Raw genomic sequence first — 20,005 nt, forward strand, 5'->3', positions numbered from 1 at the left:
ATACTCTTTCAATTAGATAAAAAATATAATACCATTTTAAAAGAATCTAATTAATTGTATATTTGAAAAATTCCCCTAATCTTAAAATTATTATGCTAGGAAATTTTTGGTTTAACGTTGAGTATGGTATCAATCATGTATTAGATATTAACGCTTACGATCACGTTTTATTTCTTATTGTTTTAACCGTTCCATATGTGTTCAAAGATTGGAAGCGGGTACTCCTATTAGTTTCTATATTTACCTTAGGGCATACGCTATCTCTCGTTTTAGCTGCGTATAATGTAGTTCGTGTAAACGCACAAATTATAGAATTTTTAATTCCTATTACAATTTTAGTAGTGGCACTTTTTAATGTCTTTACTGCTGGAAAAGGTGCGCAAAAAGAAAAAGTTGGCGTATTGTTCTTATCAACCTTATTCTTTGGTTTGATACATGGTTTAGGGTTTGCACGCGAATTTCAAATGTTTTTAGGGGATTCAGATAATAAATTAGTCTTATTATTAGAATTTGCTTTGGGAATTGAACTTGCTCAAGTAATTATTGTATTTATAGTATTATTTTTAGGCTATATTGTACAGACTATTTTTAGGTTCTCTAAGCGTGATTGGATTATGGTAATATCTGCTATCGTAGTCGGTTTAGTTATTCCCATGATATTAAATAGTGATTTCTTGTCTTAGCAATAATTAGTTTTTCAATATTAACATTCAGATAATAAAATAAGCTTGAATTGGATCACTTCTAAATAAAGGATTTTTCTTAACTTTCAGATGATATTGATAATATAACTTTCTCAAAATTTTAACGAACTTACGTTGTAATTAAAATACGAACCAAGTATCTTCGTTATATCGTTTCGTGCGGAGAGTTAAGGTCTTTATTGAGGAAGCTCTTTATTATACCAAGAAATGGCTTTCAGAAGTCATTTATCATTTAACAGCACGTCTAAATTATAAATAAATTAATGCCAGAAAATAAACAGCTTAAGTACGACAAGGCTTATTTAAGAATAGCCCAAGAATGGGGAAAACTATCTTATTGTAAACGGAGACAGGTTGGCGCGATTATTGTAAAAGACAGGATGATAATCTCTGATGGTTATAACGGAACACCATCTGGATTTGAAAACTTTTGTGAAGACGATGAAGGCTACACAAAATGGTATGTATTGCATGCAGAAGCCAATGCTATTTTAAAAGTGGCAGCTTCTACACAATCATGTAAAGGCGCCACATTATATATTACCATGTCACCTTGTAAAGAATGTAGTAAACTAATACACCAATCGGGGATTGTTAAAGTGGTATATCATGAAGCCTATAAAGATGATTCAGGTTTGAAATTCCTAAAAAAAGCAGGAATAGACCTTAAATTAATAGAAGATTTAAAAGCATAATGTCATTTCAAAAAAAATATTTGCCATTGATTTTGGGCGTTGCAATTGCGGCGGGCATTTTTATTGGCGGAAAACTAGATTTTCGAGATTCGCCAGACAGACTGTTTTCAACAAATAGTAAAAAAGATAAGCTTAACAGGCTTATTGATTATATTGATTACGATTATGTTGATGAAATAAATACCGATAGTATTGTTGATGTTACTGTTAATGGTATTTTAGATAATTTAGACCCGCATTCTGTGTACATTCCTAAAGAAGCCATGGAACGAGTTGCAGAAGAAATGAAAGGTGATTTCGTAGGGATTGGTGTTAGCTTTTATCCTTATAAAGATACTATTGCAGTTATTAGGGCTATAGAAGGAGGGCCTAGTGAAAAAGCTGGCATTAAGGGGGGCGATAGGATTATCATGGCAGATAATGATACACTTTTTGGAGCGCGGTTGAATGATGGTGAAATGGTTAAAAAACTAAAGGGGCCTATTAATACTAAAGTCAATTTAAAAGTATATAGAAGAGGCGAGCCAAAACTTTTAAACTTTACAGTAAAGCGAGGAAATATCCCTATTAAAAGTGTCGATGCGGCTTATATGTTAACCGAGAAGTTAGGATATATAAAAGTAAATCGTTTTGCAGAATCTACTTATAAGGAATTTAAAAAAGGTTTGGATAAACTTTTGGAATTAGGTGCTACTGAAATTGCTCTGGATTTAAGAAATAATCCTGGAGGTATTTTAAGCATATCAGAGCAAATAGTAGATGAATTTTTAGAAGACGATAAACTCATTTTATTCACTAAAAATAAACGAGGAAATATTGAAAAAAGCTTTGCAACCAGTAAAGGTGATTTTGAAGAAGGCCAAGTGTACGTCCTTATAGACGAGAATTCGGCATCCGCGAGCGAGATCGTTGCGGGAGCCTTGCAAGATAATGATAAAGGAACCATTGTAGGACGTCGTTCCTATGGCAAAGGATTGGTGCAACGCGAAATGGATTTAGGAGATGGTAGTGCGGTGCGTTTAACCGTATCACGTTATTATACACCAACAGGTCGCTCCATTCAGCGTTCATACAAAAATGGTAATAAAGATTATTATGATGAGTATTTTAATAGATTGGAAAGCGGTGAGCTTTTAGATCCGGAAAAGATTAAAGTAGCAGATTCGTTAAAATTTACAACACCAGGAGGAAAAACTGTGTACGGTGGTGGCGGTATTATTCCAGATGTATTTGTACCCATAGATAATAGCATGCAGAATGAAACACTCACCTTTTTACAAAGACGAGGGTTTATTGGATATTTTGTGTTTGAAGAACTAGAAAAAGACAGACACCTTTACGACGGTATCCCAAGACAAGATTTTATTGATTCGTTTGAAGTGAGTGACGATTTGGTGTTTGCTTTTCAAGATTACTTAAATGTCCGTACCGACTCTAAAGTCACTTTTGTAGCCTATCATACCGAAGTAAAACAATATATAAAAGCAACATTAGCAGATCAACTTTACGGTGGTGGTGCTTTTGAAGAAGTCTTCAATCAAAGAGATATTATGATCGAAGAGGTTATTAGGTTGAGTGATGAAGGTCTTAATTTGACTGACTGATAAAGATTAAATTAAGATTCTATTTTATCATGCACCTTAGTATCTTTCCCGTCATTCCAAAGTGTTAAAATATCAGTAGCCACATGCGCGCCGCTACCGGAAGCTATGGAAAATTGACTTCGCCAGCCAGCCAGTGTGCCAGCTACATATAAATTAGCTTCAATTAAATGATCTGTATTTTTTAACCAAATCCTATTTTTTTCAATAGGAGATCTTGGATGCCGTTCAATATAATGTTCAAGCCCTCTAATAGTCATTAAATTAGTATAACCGACTGCAACAACAACGACTTTGGAAGAATAAGTATTTTTATTGGTTCTTATTTTAAAAATATCTTCAGATTTTGATAACTCTAAGACTTTTTCCTTTTCAATCTGATTGACATGTGGGTATAAGTCTGTTAGTTGTTGTTTTCCATTTTCTAAAATAGAAGCACCAGTCGTTTTAGGCGCTAAACCCAGTACATTATTAAATAAGGCCGTTTGAAGATGTGATGTTTTTTGGTGAGTAATGATGCCAATACGTTTGTCTTTAGCAAAAACCTTATTTTTAGCAGAACCTAAAACCAAAGCACAAGACAGGCCTGATGCACCACCGCCAATAATTAAAGCATCATACATTATACCAATTGAATTTTAAAATTAAACATAAGTAAATGGTTTCTTTTTGAAGTTTAATTGGTATTAGTTGCGTTCTTTTACTTTTTGTTCAATACGTTTAGATATTCTTAAAATAAGCATCATTAGGATCACACAAAGAGATGCTACAATAGTAATTAAAGCAATTAAACTATCGTCTTTAAAAGGCGCATCAAAATTTACTTTTGTAAAGTTGAAAATCATGAGCCCAAAGGCAATAATACTTATAATAATAGTTAAATATTTCATTCTAAATAATGTTTAAGCAATTTCAAATAGAGCTTTAATGTTATGAGCAAACAATTTAACTGCAATAGCTAATAATACCACACCAAACACTTTACGTATAATGTTTATGCCGTTTTGCCCTATAAGTCGTTCAATTTTAGCCGATGTTTTTAGTACTATAAAAATAAAAATAACATTCAAAATAAGAGCAATAATAATATTTTCAGTTCTAAACTCAGCTCTTAACGATAATAAGGTCGTTAAACTTCCAGGACCAGCAATTAAAGGAAACGCTAAAGGAAATACAGCAGTTGACATAGCAGTGCTTTCTTCCTGTTTATATAAAGTGATTCCTAAAATCATTTCTAAAGCAATAAAAAACAAAATAAAAGCACCAGCAACAGCAAACGAGTTTACATCAATACCAATAAGGTTTAAAATACTCTTTCCTAAAAACAGGAATACAACTAATATAATACCCGCGATAACAGAAGCTTTTTCGCTTTGAATATGACCCGCTTTTTTTCGTAAATCTATAATTATAGGAATACTTCCTATGATATCTATAACGGCAAATAATACCATAAAAGCCGTAAAGATTTCTTTAAAGTTTAATTGCATTTCTTTGGTTATTAAGTTTGTGTGCAAAGTTCGGTATTAAATACCAAACTATTGCATTAAATAATTCTAAAGATTGTCTATTTTTGCCTGATGTTTCAATTAGGAAAAACCATTGTATCCGAAGACGTTATCGAGAAAGATTTTATGTGTAATCTTTCGGCTTGTAAAGGAGCATGCTGTATTGATGGTGATGCAGGTGCGCCATTAGAAGAAAATGAGGCTAAAATATTAAAGGATATTTACCCTAAAGTAAAACCTTTTTTGCGTAAAGAAGGAATAGAAGCCATCGAATCTCAAGGTGTATATGTAACTAGTGAAGAAGGTGAATTAGAAACACCTTTAATTAAAGGAGCAGATTGCGCTTACGTTACTTTTGATGAAAAAAAAGTAGCCCTTTGTGGTATAGAAGAAGCTTACAATCAAGGTCAAATCTCTTGGAAAAAACCAGTGTCTTGCCATTTATACCCCGTAAGAGTTCAAGATTATAGTGAGTTTTCAGCAGTTAATTATCACAAATGGCAAATTTGTGATGATGCCTGTGCATTGGGTAAAGAATTACAAATACCTATCTATAAATTTGTGAAAGAAGCTTTAATTAGGAAGTTTGGAGAAGATTGGTATATGGAATTAGAGAAGGTTGCAAATTCAAAAAAAAGGGGTTAAAATTTATTTTTAAGTTTTAAAATTAGCGTCTCATTTCTTTGCTTTTTTTGTAAACAAAGCCCCTTATTTTATGGGGCTTAAGCAAAGATGTTAAAAATTAAACGATTGATAATCAGTAATTTGTAATGTTGTAAGAAAGCCTTTTAAAAGACTAATTTGTTAAGTTTTGTTAAAAACTTGTTGACAATGTTTATAACTATACCTTTCTTTTATCACTACATTTTTCAATCTTTGTTACTCCCAAATCGAAAGAAATTTTCGTCCAATATTTTATAAAAATCTAAAAAAACAATGTCTCAGACTATAGAACCGATTCTGCAAGAAAACAAAGACCGTTTTGTTATTTTTCCAATACAACACCATGATATTTGGGAGTGGTATAAAAAATCGGAGGCAAGTTTCTGGACAGCAGAAGAAATTGATTTACATCAAGATCTTACAGATTGGTCTACAAAGCTTAATGATGATGAGCGTTATTTTATAAAGCACATTCTAGCATTTTTTGCTGCAAGTGATGGTATTGTAAACGAAAATTTAGCTGAGAACTTTGTAAACGAAGTACAGTATAGTGAAGCGAAATTCTTTTACGGATTTCAAATCATGATGGAAAATATTCATAGTGAAACCTATTCACTTTTAATTGATACTTATGTAAAAGACGAAAAAGAAAAAGACCTTTTGTTTAATGCTCTTGAGAACTTTCCTGCTATTAAGAAGAAAGCAGACTGGGCATTAAAATGGATTGAATCTCCAAGCTTTGCAGAACGTTTAATCGCGTTTGCAGCAGTTGAAGGTATTTTCTTTTCTGGGGCATTTTGTTCTATTTTCTGGTTAAAGAAAAGAGGATTAATGCCTGGTTTAACATTTTCTAATGAGTTAATATCTCGTGATGAAGGTGTACACTGCGATTTTGCAGTACATTTACATAATGAACATTTAGTAAATAAAGTGCCTAAGTCCCGTATTAGGGAAATACTAGTAGATGCTTTAGATATTGAACGCGAATTTATAACAGAATCTTTACCAGCAAGTTTAATTGGTATGAATGCAGTTTTAATGGCACAATATTTAGAATTTGTGACAGATAGATTGCTAAGCGAATTAGGCTGCGAAAAAGAATACAATACAGCAAACCCATTTGATTTTATGGATATGATTTCACTACAAGGAAAAACAAATTTCTTTGAGAAACGCGTGTCTGAATATCAAAAAGCGGGTGTCCTTAATAAAGAAGAAGAAAAGGATAAATTCAGTTTTGACGCCGATTTTTAATTGAGCCCCTAATTTTCAAAAATCTCTCTTTTTGAAAATTCGATTAGAATGACATTCCCATAATAGGAGGGAAATTAATAACCTTTTGTTAAAGTGACCAAAGTAACTGATTTTTTGTCTAATTAACCATTAGAACTAAACATTAGAATAATAATCTAACCAATTTTCTGAAGGTGTATCAGAAAACCTAAAAAGTGTAATAAATATGTATGTAGTAAAAAGAGACGGCAGAAAAGAGCAAATCATGTTCGATAAAATCACTGCAAGAGTGAGAAAATTATGTTATGGATTAAACGAATTGGTCGATCCATTAAAAGTAACCATGCGTGTCATTGAAGGATTATATGATGGTGTTACTACAAGCGAACTTGATAATCTTGCAGCAGAGATTGCAGCAACTATGACAACGGCGCATCCAGATTACGCGCGTTTAGCTGCTCGTATTTCGGTTTCTAACTTACATAAAAACACTAAAAAGACATTTAGTGATGTTATGGAAGATTTACACAAATATGTAAATCCAAGAACAGGTAAAGACGCACCACTTTTAGCAGACGATGTATATGAAGTGATTATGGCTAATAAAGAACGCCTTGATTCTACTATCATATATAACCGAGATTTTGGGTATGATTATTTTGGTTTTAAAACTTTAGAGCGTTCCTATCTTTTAAAATTAAATGGAGTCATTGCAGAACGCCCTCAACATATGCTTATGCGTGTTTCAATAGGAATTCATTTAAATGATTTAGATGCAGCTATTGAGACCTATGAGTTAATGTCTAAAAAATATTTTACACACGCTACACCAACATTATTTAATTCCGGTACACCAAAACCTCAAATGTCATCTTGTTTTCTTTTAACAATGAAAGAAGATAGTATTGATGGTATTTACGACACTTTAAAACAAACAGCTAAGATTTCACAATCAGCAGGAGGTATAGGTTTAGCGATGCATAATGTACGAGCTACAGGAAGCTATATTGCAGGAACCAATGGTACCAGTAATGGTATTGTGCCAATGCTTCGTGTATTTAATGATACAGCACGTTATGTAGATCAAGGAGGCGGAAAACGTAAAGGAAGTTTCGCTATTTATTTAGAAACGTGGCATGCCGATATTTTTGATTTCTTAGACTTAAAGAAAAACCATGGTAAAGAAGAAATGCGCGCACGTGATTTGTTTTATGCGATGTGGATTTCAGATTTATTTATGAAACGTGTTCAAGAAGATGGCCATTGGACTTTAATGTGTCCTAACGAATGTCCTGGATTGCCAGAAACACATAGTGAGGAATTTGAAGCTCTATATTTAAAATATGAAGCAGAAGGAAAAGGACGTAAAACAATAAAAGCACGTGAGCTTTGGGAGAAAATATTAGAATCTCAAATTGAAACAGGGACACCGTATATGCTGTATAAAGACGCAGCAAATCGTAAATCTAATCAACAAAATTTAGGAACGATCCGTTCTTCAAATTTATGTACAGAGATTTTAGAGTACACATCTCCAGATGAGGTTGCTGTATGTAATTTAGCATCTATTGCATTACCAATGTTTGTTAAAAATGGTCAATTCGATCATAAAGAATTGTTCCGTATTACAAAGCGCGTTACTAAAAACTTAAATCGCGTTATTGATAGAAATTACTATCCAGTAAAAGAAGCCGAAAACTCTAATATGCGTCATAGACCAATAGGTTTAGGGGTACAGGGGTTAGCAGATACCTTTATACAATTACGTATGCCTTTTACAAGTGATGCCGCTAAAAAATTAAATCAGGATATTTTTGAAACACTCTACTATGCAGCAGTTACAGCAAGTATGGAAGAAGCAAAAGTTGATGGTCCTTACGAGACCTATGAAGGGTCTCCAATAAGTAAAGGAGAATTCCAACATAACTTATGGAACTTAAAAGATGAAGAATTAAGCGGTAACTGGGATTGGGAAAAGCTGCGTAAGCAAGTGCTAAAAAATGGTGTACGTAACTCATTATTAGTGGCCCCAATGCCAACTGCATCAACATCTCAAATTCTTGGTAATAATGAATGTTTTGAGCCGTACACTTCTAATATTTATACCCGTCGTGTATTATCTGGTGAGTTTATTGTTGTGAATAAGCATTTATTAGAAGATTTAGTTGATCTAGGACTTTGGAATGAAAGTTTAAAACAAGATATTATGAGAGCAAATGGTTCTATTCAAAATATAGATATCATTCCTCAAGATATAAAAGAGTTATATAAAACAGTTTGGGAGTTAAGTATGAAAGATATTATAGATATGTCTCGTCAAAGAGGATACTTTATAGATCAGTCACAATCACTTAACTTATTTTTAGAAGGTGCTACTATGGCTAAACTAACATCAATGCATTTTTACGCATGGAAAAGCGGTTTAAAAACAGGAATGTATTACCTGCGTACTAAGAGTGCAGTAGATGCTATTAAGTTTACGTTACAAACAACTAAGAAAGAAGAACCAACTGCAGACGTTGTAGAAGTTAAGGACGTTAATGTAGAGCAAGAACAAGCAAAAAAGAAACAAGTAGCGGCAAAAAATGCAGCGAAATTTGCGAAACAAAACACACCAGAAGTTGAGCCCATGACTGCAGAGGAAATGAAAGCGCTCATTGCTCAGGCGAAAGCTGGAGAAGGTGATGATTGCTTAATGTGTGGGTCTTAAATTCATTTTCACTTATTTAATATGTCTCCCAATTCTTATTTAAAAGAATTTGAGAGGGATTTCAAATTAAGTGTTGTACAAAGCATCTCTATTGGGATGCTTTTTTTATCATTAATACTTAAATTAATTGAAAAAATGAATAAAACAGTAAATAAGCTTGAAGCTCTAATACAAAAAGGATTAAAATATATATTACAATCTTCAGAACTTGAATTGACTCAAAAATCATCACCAGAAAAGTGGTCAAAAAAAGAAGTTTTAGGACACCTTATTGATTCTGGAATAAATAACCTTCAACGATTTACCGAAATTCAGTATGAGAATAAACCTTATAAAATAAGAAATTACAAACAAGATAAATTAGTGAAAGCTAATGACTATCAAAATGCTGAATCTAAAGAAATTGCTAATTTTTGGTTTGCTATTAATACTAGAATAATGTGTTTAATAAGTCAACAAACAGAAGAAACACTTAATTACAAAATTGAAATAGACGATAGCAATACCTCGGATTTGAGATTTTTAATTCAGGACTACGTTAATCATTTAGAGCATCATCTAAATCAAATTCTGGAATAATATCAATTTGAAATAGGTTTCAACTTTAACTTGTCTTGAGCACAGTCGAAAGGCTCAACTCAATACGTAAATATAAACGTGATTTAAAAACAAGCTCATTTTAAGGACCGATCTACTAATATTGTCGCTTGTCACCTTTAGCGCAGTCGAAAGGTTTAACATGATACAAATAACATGTTAATTAAGAGCCTTATTTATATTGACACAAATATGAGGTCTGTTCAGATACTTTTACTTGAAACGTTTTATTAGCTTCAATCTGGTATGATTCGCCAGCTTTATACGTTGTCCATTCTGATTCGCCAGGTAATTTAACGGTCATTTCTCCTTCAATAACAAGCATTGTTTCATGAGTAGAAGTACCAAATTCATAATCGCCAGCATTCATAACTCCTAAAGTAGATTTTCCTGTTTTAGTAGTATATCCTAAAGATTTAACGTTACCATCAAAATAGTCGTTTGTTGAAATCATATATTTATTTTAAAATTTTGACGAAAATAGCAAACTCAATTGGTATAGCAGCATGCTAATAAACATTATTATTAGTCGAATAGTTATATAAAATATTCAAAAGCCTCTTATTCAATAAAGAAAATAAATTTATTACTACATGTATTAAACCTTTAATAGTTTTTAAGGTCAAAGAAGGTTTAGTTCATAAATTTATAAAAATACCTAACTAACTCAAGTTTCCTAAAATAAGGAGCAAATTAAGATTTGATATTTTTGAGTTGCGACACAAAAAAATCACTCAAAATGCTCCAAGACAAAGTTATAGGAATCTATTGTATAATAGACGATATTCTAAAAGAAATGAACCATAAAGAACACAACAGTAGAACATTTAGTGATAGCCAAGTATTGACTACAGCTCTTGTTGCTGCAATGTACTTTAATGGCAATCAGAGTTCGGCACTTTCTTATATGAAAAGTCATGTCTTTTCTCATACGCTTCGTAAAAGTGGCTTCACTAAGCGCTTACATAAAATCAAAGATTTAATGTTATTACTGTTTTTTGAAATAGGAAGAGTTTTCAAATATATCTATTGTGAGATGGAATATATTATAGATTCTTTTCCTGTCAAGGTATGTCACAATATTAGGATAAAACGTTGTAAGTTACTTCAAGATGAACAGTTCAGAGGCTATAATGCCTCAAAAAGAGAGTATTTCTATGGTCTTAAAGTACAACTCGTAACGACTAAAGACGGTATTCCTGTAGAAATGTACTTTGTTGCTGGTAAAGAACACGACTCTCAAATCTTACAACGTATGCATCACGATTTACCACCAGAGAGTTCTCTGTATGGTGATAGTGGTTATACAGATTATGAGATTGAAGACCTTTTTGAAGAAGTGGAGCAAGTGCATTTACAAATCACTAGAAAATCCAATTCAAAAAGAAAAGATAAACCTTATATGGCTTATATAAAGGAAACTATGAGAAAAATCATTGAAACCTCAATAAGTCAGATATGTAGTCTTATGCCAAGAAGAATCTGTGCGGTAACAACCAAAGGTTTTATCATAAAACTCATTCTCTTTGTAATGGCGTTTCAAATGAAACACCTAATTTAGAAATAGGAAACTTGAGTTAACTATTTAAAAGCAATCATTGCCCATGTCTTATACTTTTCAAAAAGACCTTAACAAAATCTTTTTTAAAACCTATATTTGCCCAAAATTTATTAATAATAACCTCCTTACTCTTCACATGAAGTCTATTAAATTACTAGTTCTTGCCTTTTTATTAATATCGAATTTTGCAACAGCACAGATTACTGGAAAAATACAAGATACTACCGATAATTATCCTTTAGAATATGCCACAGTAGCACTTTATAACCAAGAAGACAAATTACTTGTAACGGGTGTTATTACAAATATTGATGGTGTTTTTGTTATTGAAAATGTTAAAAATGGGCGTTATTATTTAGAAGCTTCTTTTGTGGGTTACACCACGAAAACCATTCAAAATATAAACATCTCAAAAGGGAATAAACGTATAGATGTAGGAGTTATAAAACTGGTTTTAGGCAATCAACTTAACGAAGTGGAAATTAGAGGAGAACGTGCAACAGTAATTAACAAAATTGACCGTCAAGTATTCGATTCTAAAAATTTTCAAAATAGTCAGGGCGGTAGTGCAACCGATATTATTAAAAACCTGCCTTCGGTATCTGTTGATGGTTTAGGAGATATAAGCGTTAGAGGAAGTAAAGGGTTTGCTGTTTTGATTAACGGAAAACCTACTCAGGGAGATGCTAGTGCTATTTTAGCACAATTACCTGCCAATGCTTTAGAAAAAATAGAAATCATTACAGCACCATCTGCAAAATACGATCCCGAAGGAAAAGGAGGTATTTTAAATGTTATTACAAAAGAAGGTGCTATTAACGGAACATTTGCACAAATAAACCTGCGTGGTGGGTTTCCGTCAATTGAACCTTATGATACTCAAGTACCAGCACAACGTTACGGGATAGATGCTACCATTAATAGAAGAACCGATAAATGGAATTTATCATTTGGAACCAGTTACCAACGCAATGATAAAACTGGTAGAAGAGAAGGCGAGTTATTTATTATAAACCAAGCAGAAGATAAACAAACCTTTTTACCATCGGACGGAGAACGTAGTTTTGACAATATTAGTTATAATGGTCGTTTTACTGTAGATTTTACACCAAATAAAAACGATGAATTCTCATTAGGTTTTTTTGCAGGGAAACAGACTGTTGATAGGTTAGCAGATATTACCTATTTTGATAACCACGCTATTTCCCCCATTGGAAGTAATAACAGACTATACACCTTTTCATATTACAATCACAATTTAAGAACCCGTAAAGGAGATTTTGTATTGGGCAGTTTTGATTATGGACATACTTTTGGTGATAAATCAAAAGTATCAACATCGTTTTTATATGAATATACCTTTTTAGGGGGACCAACCTATAATGACAATGTAGATACTCCTGCCTATAATGTTATTTATCAACAAGAATTTAATACTAACGATAACCCTTTACATGGGGTGCGTTATAATTTAGATTATAAATGGAAACCGTTTTCATTTGGAATTATTGAAACAGGATATCAATTTAGAAATTTAAATCATGAAGGTGAATTTGTTTATGAGCGTGACGGCGTTGTCGTACCAGAGTTTTCAAGTAATATTGAGTTAAAAAGAACACTTCATTCGGCTTATGGACAGTTAACAGGAGCTAAAGACAAATGGGATTATGCTGCTGGTGTACGTTTAGAATCAATGAATAGAAAGTACACTGAAGCTTTGGTTAGTGAAGCAGTTCCAAATGAATATAAATACGATTTTGTAAAATTGTTTCCTTCGGCATCATTACAATATTCTATAAATGACGACACCAAAATTAAAGCGGCTTATAGTAAAAGAGTAGAGCGTACCACGACCTTAAAAATGAATAGTTTCGCAGAACGTGAGCATTCAGAAGTCTTTGAACAAGGAGACAATCGTTTACTTCCTGAGTTTATTGATTTGGTAGAGCTTAGTGTTAACAAAAAATTCAATAATAACACTTCTGGATATGTAACGGCTTATTATAGACATGTAGACAACGCTATAAATCGAGTTAATACCCTGGCTTATGAGAGTAATGGCGCTGTAATTGATACTATTTTAAACCGTGTGTATTCTAATGTTGGAAAAAGCAATGCTATAGGTATAGAACTTGGTACACAATTTAAAGCCACCAAAAATTGGAGCAATTTTATAGGAGCCAATATATATAACTACGATATAGATGGTGATTTTGTATTTAGACATCGTGATGGTATTACCAGAAATTACAATGTAAATAGTAGCAACACGATCTATTCGTTTAATGTGAATTCTACCTATTCGTTCTGGAAAAACGCGACTCTGCAATTTACTTTTAACTACCTGTCTGAAACTAATACCGCACAGGGTGAAGACTCTCAGTTCTATTCCCCAAATTTAACCTTGAAAAAATCGTTTTTAGACAGTCGATTAGTAGCCACATTACAATGGCAAAACATCGATATGGGATTATTAAAAACTAACGAACAAAGTATTGCTACTTCTCGAGCAAATGAATTTTATACCTATACCAATTATGTGTATGAAGTAGATATGATTACCTTAAACCTATCCTATACTTTTAATAAGGTTAAAAACAAATCGAAGTTTATAGATAGTGAATTCGGTAAAAAAGAGTTTTAATTTAAAGAATTCTTCGAGGCGCTACCTCTGTTGAAATTGTCATTCTCATGCCTGTCTCACTTGATTGGGTATGAAACGAGCGAGACCTGTGGTGATTACTTCTGCTGCGCTCAGTAAACTAAAGTCGAAGCATACCTTTATGATTTTTTCATCCAAAGACTAACACGGTTAAATGGATCAACTACTAGAGGAGAATATAAATCGAACTCGAGTTATTTTAAAATGGAACAAGGTTTATAATAAAAAAGCACCTCGAGACCAGAGGTGCTTTTAATTTAAGCTTTTAAGTATTGAATATGTCCTTATTCTTCTTCAGAATTACTTGCAAGGGTTGCAGGTTCAACAGAACTATCATGAGCATTATGATATTCTTGCAGGAGATTCATAGTTGCCGTTAATAAATCTTTTGTTTCTAGAAGAAGACTAAAATATAAAGTTGTGTTTTTTGGACTGGATTCTTCGGTTCTGGTACGTTCTACCTGTATTTGTATTTTTTCAGTAACTAAATCAAAAATTTCTTTTTTGTTATTTAAAATAGCACCAATTTGTTCGAATGATCGTGAATCAAAAGCTTTTTTAGTTGTATTAAATAATGACTCAAGATCCTGGTCAATTTGTTTAAGCTCCTTAATTTGATTGAACTTTAATTTCTTATGATTATTGTTTACATGTTTATGACTTACTTTAGAAATATATTCTAATGATTGTGTCATATCTTGTAAATATCCTAATATATTAATATAGAAGTTACTTGCACCTAAGCTAGATTCGTCTAAATTTTTAATAAAATAAAATATATTGTCACGTAATTCATCGATTTCTTCAGATAGCTTTACGATGTTTTTCTTATTCTTTTTTAGTAAAACTAAATCTTGTTTTGCTAAACCAACTATAGCGCTAGAATAAATCTTGTTACCACGTTTTACAACATTAGCTATATTGTTTGCGCTTTCATGAATAACACCTTGAATAGAACTACTTTCAGCTTGTGTAAGGCTATCTTCATCAATATCTTTTCTCGAATCTTTTTTGTGAGATAAGTAGTTTCTAGCTAATAAGATGATCGTTAATAATAACAATATTGGTGTCATTACACTAGGATTCCACTTAATTAAAAAGACAACAGATCCAGCAGCAATAAAGGCACCAATGGCGGTACCAAACCAGCCCCCAATAACATTTAGTACACCTGCAACTCTATAAACGGCACTTTCTCTTCCCCAAGCACGATCTGCAAACGATGTACCCATGGCAACCATAAAGGTTACATAAGTTGTAGATAGAGGCAATTTCATTGATGTTGCAATAGCGATTAATACACCTGCTACCATTAGGTTTACAGAAGCTCTAATCATATCAAAAGCAGGCGCATTGATACTTTGGTCTTTTGTTAATACAACATCTGGTTTTTCAAAACTCTTACCTATTTTTTCTTGAGTAGATACAGGTACAATTTTACTAAATACATCAGATAACCAAGTGGACCCTTTTACAACGCTTCTTGATAATATATTTGGCTCGAATTTTTCGTGCGTATCTCCCTGACGAGATAAACTTATTTCGGTTTCTGCTACTGTTTTGGCTTTCTTGGAAAACCATAAGGTTAGTACCATAATACCACCAGCTATAAATAGTAATAATGGCTCAGCAGGTACTTTCTTGTCAAGTACTTCCATTGAAAACATGGATGCATCAACACCAGAACCAATCCATGCTTCATAAGAATGATAGGCGGCCATTGGTACACCAATAAAGTTTACTAAATCATTACCAGAAAAAGCGAGTGCTAAACCAAAAGTTCCAACAGCAATTACAACAAGTAAGATCGTTTTTTTGAATACTTTTTGGAATCCGAATGAAAATAAAGTCCAAAAAACTAAGCTTCCTAGTATAATAAGTAATTCATTGCCTTCAAGAAGACCTTTAAGATCTTTATAATAAGGCGTCCCTTTTAATCCTTTTAAAAAGATAAAATAAGTGATAGCAGCTAAAGAAATACCGCCAAATATAGCTCCGAAATTTTTTATTTTCTTCTCATAATGGAACGTAAAAACTAAACGAGAAATCCATTGTACTATGGCTCCAACCGTAAAAGCGATGAATACCGACATTATTATGCCCCGAATAATTTCTAAAGCTTTCTTTGTATTTATATAATCTCCCAGATTAGCAAAAGTTTGAGAATCTGAAGCACTAATTTTTATTAATGACATAACTACAGCAGCACCTAATAAGTTAAATACAATAGAAACTGTTGTAGATGTTGGCAACCCTAATGTGTTAAAGAAATCTAACAGTAATATGTCTGTAATCATTACAGCCATAAAAATATACATGATTTCTTCAAAATTAAACATGGCTGGCACGAAAATTCCTTTACGGGCAACTTCCATCATTCCACTTGAAAAAACGGCTCCAATAAAAATACCTAAACTTGCAACTATCATAATAGTTCGCATTGAAATAGCTTTAGAGCCAATAGCGGAGTTTAGGAAATTTATAGCATCATTACTTACTCCAACTACAATATCAGCAATCGCTAAAACTGTAATGGCAATCAGCATTAATAAATATATATTATCCATAATTTAATTAAAATAAGTTTGCAAATATCTTAAGTGTTTCTAAGTACTATGTTACGTAAATGTTATGTTTTAAAAATGAATGTCAAATTGTAATCTCCACATTAACTCATTGTTTCCACCATCAACTTCTAAGTGACTAATATCGGTTTGTACTTTTAAACTGTGTCCTACAATATATTTAGATGCCCCTAAGGTATATTGGCTTTCAGGGTTTTTACCTGTAATAGCTTTGTCTAACTCTATATTAGTATAACGCCCAGAAATTTCCCAATTATTTTTAAACAAATATCCAGCTTGTAAGTTTAGACCTTTGCCTACTTGAACTTCATCACCAGTTAAGGTGCCATCAGAGTTTTTTGCAAAAGGATCTTTGGCATCTCTATCTGCATATTCTGCCATAAATGAAATCCCTTTATACTTAAACATAGCATCAATAAATAGGGTATTAATATTCGTTTCATAAAAACCATCGCCATTATCTGTAATCATATAAGACCCTTGATTGCTCCTGTTCTTAACGGCATTATTATTATGATCATAAGCTACAGCCAATGATAACTTTGGTGTTTGTTCACGAGTTAAATCGCCTCCTTTATAGTCTCCTTTACTTATAAAACTTCCAAAAGGGAATAACTCTACACGCCCTGTAAATTGGTGTCCACCTAAATTACCAGTGGTAATATTTCTACCTTCACCTTGGGAAATAGAAAAAATTTCTTTAACAACAAACTTATCAGACAGCTTAAAATGGTGTCTTAGTTGCATACCCATATCTCTATCTATTGTAAATCTACTATTTAATAAAGAACGATCTACTTGTTGAAGGTTTGCTGAGGAAATAACACGTTCTCTGTTTCCTGGAAGTTTTGTTTGTCCGAACCATAATACGAAATTTTCGTAAAAGTTCCACATAACAACGGCATCTAAGATATATCTTGGCGCATTACTAGTAAATTGTGAAGCACCAGATTGATCTCTATTTGATAAGCCTAATTCGAATTTATACTTCAATTTTGGGCTAAAAGCATAACCATCAAATTTTAAACGCGAACGTCTAATTAACATACTAGATTCATTGCTTTCACCATCTTCCCAAATAGAAGTAGTTAAGAATTGAGCTCTCAATCCAATTTTCATCGTCCAGGAGCTATCCTTTCCTACCAGATTAAATAATCCTTTTCCAAATTTTGGTGCGTTTGATTCTTGTGCGTTTACAACAGTTAGAGCAAATAAAAAAAATGCTACAAGCGTAGTTTTAAGTTTCATTGTCAGTATTAGTTTTTGTCGCTGCAAAGAACCAATACGAATGTTAACTTAATGTTAACCAAGGGTTAAATAAAAACTAATAAAAGGCTGCCTTGGCCTAAGGCAGCCTCATTAGAAATCATAATAATGTAGTCGACAAAAACTAATAGATTATAATGAAATACTAATTTTAGTCTTAAGACAAATACAAATCTCTTAGTTTAAAGTAACTTAAATGTAATGGGAGTATTAAGTAATTATTAAGGATTCCAATGTTAAATATTAATATGTAAAATACTGTAAATTAATTGATTATGGTTTTAATGTTAATTTAATGTTATGTAAAGGTTGATTTAGTGTTATCTTATTTGTATATTTGATAGATATAATATTAAAACCCCATAATTATGAAGAAATTAGTTTTATTTTATTTTGCCTTTTTAATTACTGTGGTATCTTTTGGTCAACAAAAGAGAGATTTAAAACATAATAAAGAGACCAACTTAATTGAAGTTGTTTATTATCATGACAATGGTGCTGTAAGCCAAACAGGGACTTACACAGCAGATGGTAAATTACAAGGTGAGTGGTTGAGTTTTAACACAGAAGGCAAAAAAGTAGTTTCTGCAAATTATGATAATGGTAAAAAAGTCGGCAAATGGTTTTATTGGAATAATGGAACTGTAAAAGAAGTAGATTATAGTGCTAATGTTATAGCCGGTTTAAAGGAATCTGATACCAAAGGGAATCAAGGTATTTAAACTAAAAAAATAACTAATAAAAAAAAGCATCCTAATTTTTTAGGATGCTTTTTTTGTTTTTGTGCTCTTCTTACTTTGATATTTTTCTAATCTGTGTAGGTGTTTTTATTATGTATAAACCAGAAGATAGCGAATTGATAATGTTATTTTCTTGTTCGATTGAATTTACTTTAAGTGATTTAACTAGTATTCCAGTGAAATTGTATATATCTATATAATAGCGATCGCTATTATTTTCTTCAACTGTTATGTTTGATTTCTTTATTGCAATTTTACTAGTTCTATTACTATTATGAGATATTACTGGAATAGATGAAAACCTATTATTGTCTTCCCCGCCAGAAGAACCTTCGTTAACATTATTTTTATTATCAACAACAATATGTATATATGCTCTGCCATTTGAATCTGCATATGAATCGATGTTACTTTTAGAAACCTCTGTTGATTGAGATTTACTATCATTAGGGTTTATAATACCTGAATAATTCAATTCCTTTAGGAGAGTAGCATTACTAAATTCGGACCCTGAAGTTATATAAATACCTACCTTCATAGTATTTGAATTGATTTCACCATCATTTTTTACTTTTATTTGTAATTGAAGTGATTCTCCTAAATAAAGTGAATGAAATGTATTGGTTGAAAAAGATTGTGTTGAACCTCCTCCAGAAGATCTTGCAGTAGATCCATTTGTGTCAATTATTAAATCAGGGTAATCTTGAACACCATTAACCATAAAACTTGATGAAGAATAAGTCGTGTTATTACTTAAATTTGATTCTCCATTTGTAGAAACTTTTAAGGCTATCTTATAAGTGTCAGTATTAGTTCCAGAAGGTATTTTTACTGTGGTTGAACCAGTTATAGTCTGATTTACATTAACATTTCCAACAGATTTGCTTTCTAGCAATTCCATAAAATTAGTAGTAGTAGAAGAAAGGTAAAACTCAAATCGTGTTGAAGTAGCGGTTAAGTTTCCTATATTTTTTACGTTATAATTTACAGTTTTATTTTCTCCATGATTTATAGTGCTGGTACTCACAGAAACTTGAACGGCTTCTAAATCTGGTGCTGGGCATGAGATATTCATCAATGTAATATTGGCTTCACTAACAGTTTCCCCATCGTCATCTGTTGGATAAGAAAAAGTTTGTTCTACCCAATAGTATTTTAATTCGTCATCAATAAATATTAGGTATATTTCCCCTACGTTCAAAGGGTTTAAAGAAATAACATTCCATTTTGCCAGAGGCTTATTGTTAAAATTCCCACCAGCACAAAAAGTATTTTTTTCTGATGAATCCAAATCTGTTCCTAAACTTCGAAGTCTATGATATCTAGATTGTTGGGCAGATACAAACGAAATTGTAAAAAATGTAAATAAGAATAATGCTGCATTTTTTTTCATAATATTATTGGGTTTTAAATTTAAAATGAAGATAAAATACATATATTAATATAAGTTTTTTTTCGTGTTACGCGTTTGTTATTTCTT

At 32.1% G+C, this 20,005-nt stretch carries 17 protein-coding genes; 10 read left to right on the plus strand and 7 right to left on the minus strand.

The features are described from left to right. Nucleotides 1-92 precede the first annotated feature (92 nt). The 3 genes from Q4Q34_RS09070 (at nucleotide 93) to Q4Q34_RS09080 (ending at nucleotide 3,003) form a co-directional block, all read left to right on the plus strand. Complete coding sequence (locus Q4Q34_RS09070; protein ID WP_303316942.1) at nucleotides 93-683, plus strand: HupE/UreJ family protein; 591 nt, start codon at nucleotides 93-95, stop codon at nucleotides 681-683. A 284-nt stretch (nucleotides 684-967) separates the two neighbouring features. After that, nucleotides 968-1,399, plus strand: a complete 432-nt coding sequence (locus tag Q4Q34_RS09075) for a deoxycytidylate deaminase (protein WP_303316943.1) — start codon at nucleotides 968-970, stop codon at nucleotides 1,397-1,399. Then, nucleotides 1,399-3,003, plus strand: a complete 1,605-nt coding sequence (locus tag Q4Q34_RS09080) for a S41 family peptidase (protein ID WP_303316944.1) — start codon at nucleotides 1,399-1,401, stop codon at nucleotides 3,001-3,003. Before Q4Q34_RS09075 ends, Q4Q34_RS09080 begins: the two co-directional genes overlap by 1 nt. An 11-nt stretch (nucleotides 3,004-3,014) precedes the next feature. Here the strand turns inward: Q4Q34_RS09080 and Q4Q34_RS09085 are convergent, their stop codons facing one another. From Q4Q34_RS09085 to Q4Q34_RS09095, 3 genes are all read right to left on the minus strand, one after another. Next, on the minus strand, nucleotides 3,015-3,623 hold the full coding sequence (locus Q4Q34_RS09085) for an NAD(P)/FAD-dependent oxidoreductase (RefSeq protein WP_303316945.1): 609 nt from the start codon (nucleotides 3,621-3,623) through the stop codon (nucleotides 3,015-3,017). Between the two features lie 63 nt (nucleotides 3,624-3,686). After that, a complete protein-coding gene (locus tag Q4Q34_RS09090; RefSeq protein WP_303316946.1) occupies nucleotides 3,687-3,890 on the minus strand; it encodes a hypothetical protein in 204 nt (67 codons plus the stop codon). Between the two features lie 12 nt (nucleotides 3,891-3,902). Beyond that, nucleotides 3,903-4,490: a MarC family protein gene (locus Q4Q34_RS09095; protein ID WP_303316947.1), complete on the minus strand. Its 588-nt coding sequence runs from the start codon at nucleotides 4,488-4,490 to the stop codon at nucleotides 3,903-3,905. Nucleotides 4,491-4,580: 90 nt separating this feature from the next. On the opposite strand from Q4Q34_RS09095, the gene Q4Q34_RS09100 reads away from it, so the two are divergent. The 4 genes from Q4Q34_RS09100 (at nucleotide 4,581) to Q4Q34_RS09115 (ending at nucleotide 9,693) form a co-directional block, all read left to right on the plus strand. Further along, the gene (locus Q4Q34_RS09100) at nucleotides 4,581-5,153 is read left to right on the plus strand and encodes a DUF3109 family protein (protein ID WP_303316948.1); all 573 of its coding nucleotides are present in this window, start codon (nucleotides 4,581-4,583) and stop codon (nucleotides 5,151-5,153) included. 291 nt (nucleotides 5,154-5,444) lie between these two features. Further along, complete coding sequence (locus Q4Q34_RS09105) at nucleotides 5,445-6,425, plus strand: ribonucleotide-diphosphate reductase subunit beta (RefSeq protein WP_303316949.1); 981 nt, start codon at nucleotides 5,445-5,447, stop codon at nucleotides 6,423-6,425. Nucleotides 6,426-6,630: 205 nt separating this feature from the next. Further along, complete coding sequence (locus Q4Q34_RS09110; protein WP_303316950.1) at nucleotides 6,631-9,114, plus strand: ribonucleoside-diphosphate reductase subunit alpha; 2,484 nt, start codon at nucleotides 6,631-6,633, stop codon at nucleotides 9,112-9,114. Nucleotides 9,115-9,249: 135 nt separating this feature from the next. Beyond that, the gene (locus Q4Q34_RS09115) at nucleotides 9,250-9,693 is read left to right on the plus strand and encodes a DinB family protein (protein ID WP_303316951.1); all 444 of its coding nucleotides are present in this window, start codon (nucleotides 9,250-9,252) and stop codon (nucleotides 9,691-9,693) included. Between the two features lie 190 nt (nucleotides 9,694-9,883). Here the strand turns inward: Q4Q34_RS09115 and ppnP are convergent, their stop codons facing one another. Then, the gene (gene ppnP / locus Q4Q34_RS09120) at nucleotides 9,884-10,165 is read right to left on the minus strand and encodes a pyrimidine/purine nucleoside phosphorylase (protein WP_303316952.1); all 282 of its coding nucleotides are present in this window, start codon (nucleotides 10,163-10,165) and stop codon (nucleotides 9,884-9,886) included. Nucleotides 10,166-10,450: 285 nt separating this feature from the next. Here ppnP and Q4Q34_RS09125 point away from each other — a divergent pair, with 285 nt between their 5' ends. Together Q4Q34_RS09125 and Q4Q34_RS09130 are read left to right on the plus strand one after the other, a co-directional pair. After that, entirely contained in the window at nucleotides 10,451-11,272 is an 822-nt protein-coding gene (locus Q4Q34_RS09125; protein ID WP_330444595.1) for an IS982 family transposase, read from the plus strand. Between the two features lie 136 nt (nucleotides 11,273-11,408). Beyond that, complete coding sequence (locus tag Q4Q34_RS09130; protein ID WP_303318761.1) at nucleotides 11,409-13,916, plus strand: outer membrane beta-barrel protein; 2,508 nt, start codon at nucleotides 11,409-11,411, stop codon at nucleotides 13,914-13,916. Nucleotides 13,917-14,218: 302 nt separating this feature from the next. On the opposite strand, the gene Q4Q34_RS09135 is transcribed toward Q4Q34_RS09130, so the two are convergent. Both Q4Q34_RS09135 and Q4Q34_RS09140 read right to left on the minus strand, forming a co-directional pair. Beyond that, nucleotides 14,219-16,501, minus strand: a complete 2,283-nt coding sequence (locus Q4Q34_RS09135) for an inorganic phosphate transporter (protein WP_303318760.1) — start codon at nucleotides 16,499-16,501, stop codon at nucleotides 14,219-14,221. Between the two features lie 69 nt (nucleotides 16,502-16,570). Continuing rightward, nucleotides 16,571-17,767 carry a porin gene (locus Q4Q34_RS09140; protein WP_303318759.1) on the minus strand — a complete coding sequence of 399 codons (1,197 nt, stop codon included), beginning with the start codon at nucleotides 17,765-17,767 and terminating at the stop codon, nucleotides 16,571-16,573. Between the two features lie 386 nt (nucleotides 17,768-18,153). On the opposite strand from Q4Q34_RS09140, the gene Q4Q34_RS09145 reads away from it, so the two are divergent. Next, on the plus strand, nucleotides 18,154-18,507 hold the full coding sequence (locus Q4Q34_RS09145) for a toxin-antitoxin system YwqK family antitoxin (RefSeq protein ID WP_303318758.1): 354 nt from the start codon (nucleotides 18,154-18,156) through the stop codon (nucleotides 18,505-18,507). A 70-nt stretch (nucleotides 18,508-18,577) separates the two neighbouring features. Here Q4Q34_RS09145 and Q4Q34_RS09150 read toward each other — a convergent pair whose 3' ends face one another. Beyond that, nucleotides 18,578-19,918, minus strand: coding sequence for a CARDB domain-containing protein (locus tag Q4Q34_RS09150; protein WP_303318757.1), 1,341 nt, complete (start codon nucleotides 19,916-19,918; stop codon nucleotides 18,578-18,580). Between the last annotated feature and the right edge of the window lie 87 nt (nucleotides 19,919-20,005).

The organism is Flavivirga abyssicola (genome assembly GCF_030540775.2).
GTDB lineage: Bacteria > Bacteroidota > Bacteroidia > Flavobacteriales > Flavobacteriaceae > Flavivirga > Flavivirga abyssicola.